This is a genomic window from Rubneribacter sp. (genome assembly GCF_965361815.1).
Map to the genome: position 1 here is coordinate 19,293 of NZ_CBDTNW010000073.1, position 7,931 is coordinate 27,223.

Annotated in this window: 6 protein-coding genes; 1 reads left to right on the plus strand and 5 read right to left on the minus strand. The window is 64.9% G+C overall.

From position 1 onward, the window contains the following. Positions 1 to 6: 6 nt before the first annotated feature. Complete coding sequence (locus tag ACWKY3_RS05610; RefSeq protein ID WP_449315442.1) at positions 7 to 1,602, minus strand: FAD-dependent oxidoreductase; 1,596 nt, start codon at positions 1,600 to 1,602, stop codon at positions 7 to 9. A gap of 334 nt (positions 1,603 to 1,936) precedes the next feature. Between ACWKY3_RS05610 and ACWKY3_RS05615 the strand changes: the two genes are divergently transcribed. Continuing rightward, complete coding sequence (locus ACWKY3_RS05615; protein WP_449315443.1) at positions 1,937 to 3,217, plus strand: hypothetical protein; 1,281 nt, start codon at positions 1,937 to 1,939, stop codon at positions 3,215 to 3,217. Here ACWKY3_RS05615 and ACWKY3_RS05620 read toward each other — a convergent pair. The 4 genes from ACWKY3_RS05620 to gatB form a co-directional block, all read right to left on the minus strand. Continuing rightward, positions 3,214 to 4,131, minus strand: coding sequence for a DUF2797 domain-containing protein (locus ACWKY3_RS05620; protein ID WP_449315444.1), 918 nt, complete (start codon positions 4,129 to 4,131; stop codon positions 3,214 to 3,216). The genes ACWKY3_RS05615 and ACWKY3_RS05620 overlap by 4 nt on opposite strands. Before the next feature lie 191 nt (positions 4,132 to 4,322). Further along, positions 4,323 to 4,598, minus strand: coding sequence for a holotricin-3 (locus ACWKY3_RS05625; protein ID WP_449315445.1), 276 nt, complete (start codon positions 4,596 to 4,598; stop codon positions 4,323 to 4,325). Between the two features lie 70 nt (positions 4,599 to 4,668). Beyond that, positions 4,669 to 6,180: an alanine/glycine:cation symporter family protein gene (locus ACWKY3_RS05630; RefSeq protein WP_449315446.1), complete on the minus strand. Its 1,512-nt coding sequence runs from the start codon at positions 6,178 to 6,180 to the stop codon at positions 4,669 to 4,671. Positions 6,181 to 6,272: 92 nt separating this feature from the next. Next, complete coding sequence (gene gatB / locus ACWKY3_RS05635) at positions 6,273 to 7,847, minus strand: Asp-tRNA(Asn)/Glu-tRNA(Gln) amidotransferase subunit GatB (protein WP_449315447.1); 1,575 nt, start codon at positions 7,845 to 7,847, stop codon at positions 6,273 to 6,275. Between the last annotated feature and the right edge of the window lie 84 nt (positions 7,848 to 7,931).

Sequence of the window (7,931 nt, forward strand, 5' to 3'; positions counted from 1 at the left end):
TCGGACCTACCAGTCTTCCAAGCCGGCCAAGCTACGGCCCGCCACCAGGCCCAGCACCACGCAGGTGCTGATCGAGCTGCCGGTCATGTACTTGTCGCCCGTCACAGAGCGCGTGACAAGCTCGCCCACAGCGCGCAAACGGCCCCCGCCCACCGGCTGGTACCGCGCGTTCAGCACCTCGCACGAGGCGTTCACGTAAAAGCTCGAGGTCGTCGTGTACGACAGCACGGGGATGCCGCCGCGCGCGTAGAAGGGCGGCACTTCAAGCGGCATGAGCGACCCCGCCAAGGCTCCGGTGCTGGCGGGCGTGCGATGGATCACCGTGTCCACCCCGCCATTGTTCATGTCCTCGTTGTACTTCGCCAACGTGGCGGGCAGCTCGGGGGCGCCCATCTTCTCCGCCAGCTCTTCCACGCTGTCGGCCACGATGCACGTGTCTATGTTCGACTCGTTGACCGTGAACAGGTCATCCTCCCCCATCATGTCCTGCAGGCCCTGGTCCCACACCTGCCAGTTGAAGTACTTCCCGCACTCAGGGTTCTTTCCTTTGGCAAGCAAGGCCCGGGTGCGCTCTCCGCTCCACGCGCTCGACTCGTCCACGTAACGGAGGCCGTCCATATCCACGATGATGGCTCCGTACGTTCCCATAATCACCCCGTGGCCAGCCACCACGGGCTCCCTTGCGGGAACCCCCTCCACGGTGCTCTCGGCGTTGCGACCCCAAATGGCCCCGCCGATGTCCAACAGCGCGTAATGACCGGCACCCGTGTGCCCTTCGCACGAGAGCGCGTCGACGCCGCCCAAACCGGGGATGCATTCGTCCAAAAGGTCGGGGCATCGCGACATGCCGCCCGTGGCAAGCGCCACGCCCTTGCGCGCCTTCACCGCGATGGTCGCGCCCGAGGAATCTTTCGCACGCACGCCCACCACCATGTCGTTTCCATCCACGATGAGGTCGGTGAACTCGGTGTTGAGCAAAACAGTCGCTCCGGCCTGCTCGGCCCCCTCCAGCAAAGCCCGTTGCATCGCCGCCGGGTCGATGGTATGCACGCGGGGCGGCTCGATACCGTCGTAGGGAATGGGCGCGGGAAATTCGATGCCAAGGGATTTCAGCAGGTCGTAAGCATCGCGACTGTTGTCCACATAGGTCCGCACAACCTCCTCGCGATTGGCGTGACCGCTTCCGTAGGCGCACAAGCCCCACTCCATGATGGCGTCGAAGGCGAGGTCGGGATCGTCCTCTATGCCCGCCGCCTCCTGCTCGTCGGTGCCGACGGCGAAGTAGTTGCCCGCGCAAATGCACGTGGAGGACAGGTCGGTCATGTCGCGGCTTTCCAAAACGAGCACCTCGGCGCCCTCGGCCGCGGCCGCGTAGGCTACCGCGCTGCCCGCGCCGCCACCGCCGCACACCAGCACGTCGCACTCCATGTCCCAAGTCTGGGGCACGCCGTCGACCGCGACATCGCCTGCCGACTGCTCCGGGGAAACGGGCCCGCACCCCGAAAGCGCACCGGCTGCAGCCAAGCCGACGGCGCCTGCCCCTGCGAGAAAGCCCCTTCGGGACACCCTGGACGATGCGATTGCTCCGATCGATTGCCTCATGATCTTCCTCCTTGCTTCATGCGGTTGCGAAAACAACGCGACCATCGTAAGGGCGTTCGGAACGCACGATGCCCATAGCGCCCCTCATCACGGAAAGCGATAGCCGGGTATCGACATCCGATAGCGCAGACGGCACCGGATGCCGGAAGATCAGCCGGGGGTAGAATGGCAAGTTGCCGACCAATCGGCGGCGTTCGCCCGCGAAGGACGACCGCGCAAAAAGGGGCGACCGAGGAGGAACATGCACAAAAGCGGCGTCTCTGCGCTCGAAGCGGCAGAGAGACAGATCGTCGAAGCGTTGGGGAGCACCGAGTTCCGCAGCCTTTGGAGGAGGATGGAGCAACACTGGGTTTCGTGGGAAGAGTTCGAGGGCCTCACCATGCCAGCGGGGCTGGCGCGCGAACAGGTTTGGCGCATAGCCAACACCATACGCTCCCACGGCGCCAAAGACATGCCCTTCCCTCCCTACCTGGTGGAAGACGCCGGGGAAAGACTCTGGTACACCTCTACGACGAAGCTGCAGGAGAGCCTCCGTCGCATCTCCGAGCGATCGTTCAGAAATTCCCAGCTAAGCTGTGATCTGGCAAAGCGCGCCAAGTCCTCGGCCATCGCGCGCCTCATGGCTCCCGAAATGGCGGCCGTCCTTCGCCAGGACGGCCTGTGCATCGACGTCGAACGCGCACGCAAGCTCGCCGCCCACAAGCCCCCCCCCCCCCGCACTCTCGAAGAGCGCGTCTTCCTCCGCTTCGTCGAATCCTACGAAAACCTGCCGGAACGGATCGCGACGCGCGGGCTGATCGAGCTTCTCTGCGAAACGCTTTGGGAGGATGGAGTCGAGAGGGCCGAACCCCTTCGCCCTTGCGGCACATTCAACCGGTCAGTCTTCACAAGCGACTACGTGCTCGACCTCGTATGCGAGATGCACCGAGGGAGCGATCGCGCAACGGAGGGACTCCACCCCGTGCTCCAGGGCATGCAGTTCGAGATAACGCTGCAGAACCATCGTCCCCTGCCTGCCCTGAACGCATGCGTGGGTTTTCTGCTGCGTGCGATGTATTTCAGGGCGTCGAACTATCCGGCGCTCGAATACCTGGCGTTTTGCGAAGCAGTCCAACGCTGTCGCGAGGGAACCTACGACAGCGGGCGCTTCCCCCGCCCCATCCTGCCCGATCACGATCGCATTCGAAGCGGGGCACCCGGATACGACTGCACCGGCGACCAGGAATTCATCCTAAGCGTGTGCGAAATCGAATTGGACCGCCTCGAAAGGTGCATGCATTCGCTCGTATTTCACGAAAGCGTTTTTGAACAGGCTCTTTCAACCGCACGAGAACTCAACGGGCGACAGCGCTCCCTGCTTTTGGACATGATAGTCAATCCTTACGAGGAGACGAGCATAAAAGACTACCGCAAGCGGTTCTCCGTGGCGTACTCGACAGGCCACGACGATCTCGCAGACCTCGCAGATCGTGGGTACCTCGTTCGGATCGATCAAAAGCGGGCGCTCACCTACCTGCCAGGACCGCGCTTGGCAGAGGTGGCGAGAAAGGCGATCGAAGGCCGAAACGGGAATCGATCCGAGGAACTCTGCTCGAACGGCGAGGTGCGCCCCTAGAACAGCGAGAACTGCTGGGGCTCGAAGGCGTACTCGCAAACGACCTCGCCCTTCAGAAGCTCAACCTCATGCGACTCCCACTCCTTGACGGACGTGGCGTAGCAGACGCCGTTCTGCTCGAACACGAGCACGCCCCCCACCATGCCCGCGCAGCGCCCGCCGCACTCGCCGTCATGCCCCTCGGGAACCTGCAGGTCGCGCACGTCGGGCGAAGGACCGCCGAAATACAGCGACGAGAGGTCGCGCACCTCCTCGGGCGCGAAGCCCGCCTGCGCCACCGCGTCCACAGCGCCCAGGCGCGCCGCCGCCTCGTCAAGCACGCGCGCGGCTTCGGCCGCGTCGTAGGGCTCTTCCACCAGCAGCTTCGTTTTCAAAGAGGCGCGCATCGTCTCCAAAACGCCCGGCTGGGCGCACAGGGCGGCCTCCAGCTCGCGCGCCGCGTCGGCGTTGGGGAACCGGCCCACGATGCGCGCGGCGCGCGCCCCCTGCTCAAGCAGCCGCTCGATGCCTCGCGTCTCACTGGAGATGCCCGCCTTCACGTGCAGCGGCGAGAAGTACGCCAGATACGCGAAGTGCGGCGTGAGGTTATAGGCGCGCTGCTGGGCGGACACGAAGTCCGCGTAGTAAAACGACGGGTTGAAGCCCGTCGCCTCCACGCAGGCCGGGCACATGGTGTCCTTCGCGTCGGGCAAAAGCTCCACGTTCAGGGGGCACACGCTGCGCTCGTGCGTTTGCAGGTCGAACCGACCCACGCAGCGCCGGCGCGGCAGGCGCCGAAGCGAGAACGTCTCGCCCAGCACCGGGAAGCGCACCTGCTCCCCACGCTCGACGTCGTTGATCAGAAGATACGGACCGGACGCGTCGAAGCCGTGGCCCGCCAGCACGGCCGTCCGGCCGCCCAGAAGTCGTGTCATGTCGTTCACCTCGTATACCGGGAAAATCGTCGTTCGCTGTTTCGCGATAATGATACCGCACGAAGAGCATACGCGCGAGGGTCACGCGGCGAACGGAGCCAATCCACGCAGGGGATTCAACCGGGATTCAATCGGGTCGCAGCACAGATCGCAACGAACCGACGCCTCAACGGAGGCGCATAAGGCGGCGATCACCCCGCCTGCATCTGCTGCACGGCCTGCGACATGCTCCACGACGCCCACACGGCCGCCGCCACCAACACGGTGGCCAGCACCTTCGCCGCCACATGCCAGTCGCTTCGCCAAGCCAGCACAATCCCCGCCGGCCAGAACACCACCAGCAAAAACACGATCCAAAATGTTTGATCGTACCATTTCCTGGAATCGGGCGCGCCGGCGAGGTTGTCGGCGCCGCCCCTCAAGTCGCGCCGCTGCCAATCGCCCGGGCGCTTTTCGTCGTCGGTCATCGTCTGGGCTCCTCTCCCCGAAAAACGCGGGCGGCGGAAAACCCCGCCGCCCGCATGCCGCCGCGCTGCCTCACTTCAACCCGACGTTGTCGGTGTCCAGCGCTTCGTCCAGGTACTCCTGCACCGGCGGCTCGCCGTAATTCTTAAGCTCCTCGGTGTGCCAGCACTCGGTGGCCGGCAACCCCTCGATGCTCTCCGCCAAAAACACCGGATCCTCGCCCCGCTTGCGCTGGGCCGTGTAGTCGTCGAGCGCGCGCAGGGCCCATTTGCCCAGAAGCAGGATGGACACCAGGTTCACTATGGCCATAAATCCCATGGTGATGTCCGCGAAGTTCCAGGCCAGCGTGAAGTTGTTCAGGCAACCCACCATGATGGCCACCAGGCAGGTGACGCGGAACACCGTGAGCGCCGCCGTGCTCTTGGTGATGAAGCGGATGTTGCCCTCGGCGTAGAAGTAGTTGCCGATGAGGCTGGAGAACGCGAACGCGAAGATGGCGAACGTGACGAAGTGGATGCCCATCTCGCCCACGCCCGAGTTCACGGCCATCTGCACGAGCGGCATGCCGTTGAGGTCGCCGAAGGTGTTGCCGGACTGCACGTAGAAGATGAGCACCATGAACGCCGAGCACGTGCAGATGACGAGCGTGTCGATGTACACCGACAAGCTCTGCACGAGGCCCTGCTTGGCCGGGTGCGACACGCTGGCCGTGGCGGCGGCGTTGGGGGCCGAGCCCATGCCGGCCTCGTTGGAGAACAGGCCGCGCTTGATGCCCAGCATGACCACCGATCCGGCGAAGCCGCCGAAGATGGCCTGGAAGTCGAACGCCGAGGCGAAGATCACCGAGAACACCTCGGGGACAAGCCCGATGTTCATGACGGTGATGACGACGGCCAGCCCGATGTAGGCGACGGCCATGACGGGCACGATGATGGAGGTGATGACGCTGATGCGCTTCGACCCGCCGAAGATGACGAACGCCGTCATCACCACGAGCACGATGCCCAAGCCCACCGCCGTGCCGTTGGTGGCGTAGTCGGGAATGTAGTACTCGAGCGCGCTCGCCATGTTGAACGCCTGCAGGCCGTTGAAGCCGTAGGCGTAGCAGATGATGAGCAGGACGGCGAACAGCACGCCGAGCCAGCGCTGGCCCAAGGCGCGCTCGATGTAGTACGCCGGACCGCCGCGGAACTCGCCCTCCTTGCCGCGCACCTTCCAGATCTGCGCGAGCGTGGACTCGACGAAGGCCGACGCCGCGCCCACCACGGCCATGGCCCACATCCAGAACACCGCGCCGGGGCCGCCCGTGGCCACCGCCGTGGCGATGCCGGCGATGTTGCCCGTGCCCACGCGGCTGGCGGTGGACACCATGAGCGCCTGGAACGACGAGATGGAGCGGCTGCCCTCCACATGCTTGCGCTCGGTGAGCTGCGTGAACATGTCCTTGATGTAGCGTATCTGCACCGCCTTCGTGCGGACGGTGAAGTAAATGCCCGTGAACACGAGCAGGATCACCAGGATGTAGGTGTACAGAAAGTCGCTGATCTGGCCGGTGACGCCGATGAGCAGTTCGTTGAAGTCCACAGGACCCCCTTCCTCCGATCTTGATGGAGAAATCCTATCAGAAACGCCGATCAAGTTCGACGGCAATTTGCGAGCTTTCGCCCCGCAGCGCCCTACCCCAGCTTCTTCGCCAAAAGCTCGTTGATGACCTTCGGATTGCCCTGGCCGCGCGTCTGCTTCATGCACTGGCCCACGAAAAAGCCGATGAGGCCCGTCTTGCCGCCGCGGTACTGCTCCACCTTGTCGGGGTTGGCGGCCAGCACGGCGTCCACCACGGCTTCGATGGCCCCAGCGTCCGACACCTGCCGCATGCCGCGCGCCTCCACGATGGCCGCAGGGTCCGCATCCTCGTCGAGCACGGCGGCGAACACCTCTTTGGCCTGCTTGGACGATATGGCGTCCTCCGCCACCAGGCGCATGAGCTTAACGGCGCGCGCCGGCGTGAGCGGCGACTCCTCAAGGCGCGCGCCGGCGTCGGCGTTGAGCCATGCGGTCACGTCGTTGATGACGAGGTTGGCCACCGGCTTGGCCAGCTTGGCGGCGTCGGCCCCGGCAAGCCCCATGCATTCCTCGAAAAACGCCGCCGTTGCGCGATGCTCCACCAGATGCCGCGCGTCGTAGGCGCTCAGGCCGAAGTCGCGCTCGAAGCGATCCGCCTTCTGATCGGGCAGCTCGGGCAGCTTGGCCCGCACGCCCTCTATGAACTCGTCGGTCAGGTTGTAGGGCGCCAGATCCGGCTCTGGGAACAGGCGGTAGTCGTCGGCCGTCTCCTTCACGCGCATGACGATGGTGCGCTTGGCCGAGGGGTCCCAATGCCTCGTCTCCTGGTAGATTTGGCCGCCCTCCTCCAGCACCTCGGCCTGGCGGCAGATCTCGTACGCCAGCCCGTCATGGAGGTTCTTGAAGCTGTTCATGTTTTTGAGCTCGGTCTTCACGCCGAACTCCTTGGATCCTCGACGGCGCAGGCTCACGTTGCCGTCGCAGCGCATGCTGCCCTCCTCCATGGAGCAGTCCGAGATGCCGATGGCCAGGTAGATCTGGCGCAGCTTCTGCATGAACAGGCGCGCCTCCTCGGGCGTGCGCAAATCGGGCTCGGTGACCAGCTCCGTGAGCGGCGTGCCCGCGCGGTTGTAGTCCACAAGCGAGTGCGTGGCACCCGCGATGCGGCCCTCGCCGCCGCCCACGTGCACCATCTTGCCCGCGTCCTCCTCCATGTGGATGCGCGTGATGCCCACGTGCGCCACATATCCGTCCGCCGTGCGCGTGACGTTGCCGCGGCTCTCGCCAACCTCAAGGCCGTCCAGATCGACGCGCTCTTTGGCGGCGGGGCCGTCGACGTCCAAGTCAAGATGGCCTCGCATGCAGAAGGCCACAGGGCCCTGCGTGGTCTGGAAGTTCTTGGACATGTCGGGGTACATGTAGGTTTTGCGGTAGAACATCGAATGCTTCTCGATGTCGCAGTTGGTGGCCAGGCCCGCCAGCACGATGGACTCGATGGCGGCCCGGTTCGGCACGGGCAGCGCGCCCGGAAGCCCCAGGCACACGGGACAGGTGTGCGTGTTGGGCTCGGCGCCGAACTCCAGCTTGCAGCCGCAGAACATCTTAGTGTCGAGCGTGGTGAGCTCGGCATGGATCTCCAGGCCGATGACGGCCTCCCAATCTTTAAGGACCTCTTCCAGCTTGCGCACGGTTACTCACCCGCCTTTTCCACCTGAGCCGGGGCGCCCTCGGCGGCGCCCGGTCGCTCGGACAGTCCTGACTCGCGCGAACAG

What these genes read in the sequence shown, in the direction of transcription:
- ACWKY3_RS05615 (WP_449315443.1), top strand. Translation starts at nt 1,937, where the DNA reads ATGGAGCAACACTGGGTTTCGTGGGAAGAGTTCGAGGGCCTCACCATG.
- ACWKY3_RS05610 (WP_449315442.1), bottom strand. Translation starts at nt 1,602, where the DNA reads ATGAGGCAATCGATCGGAGCAATCGCATCGTCCAGGGTGTCCCGAAGG.
- ACWKY3_RS05620 (WP_449315444.1), bottom strand. Translation starts at nt 4,131, where the DNA reads ATGACACGACTTCTGGGCGGCCGGACGGCCGTGCTGGCGGGCCACGGC.
- ACWKY3_RS05625 (WP_449315445.1), bottom strand. Translation starts at nt 4,598, where the DNA reads ATGACCGACGACGAAAAGCGCCCGGGCGATTGGCAGCGGCGCGACTTG.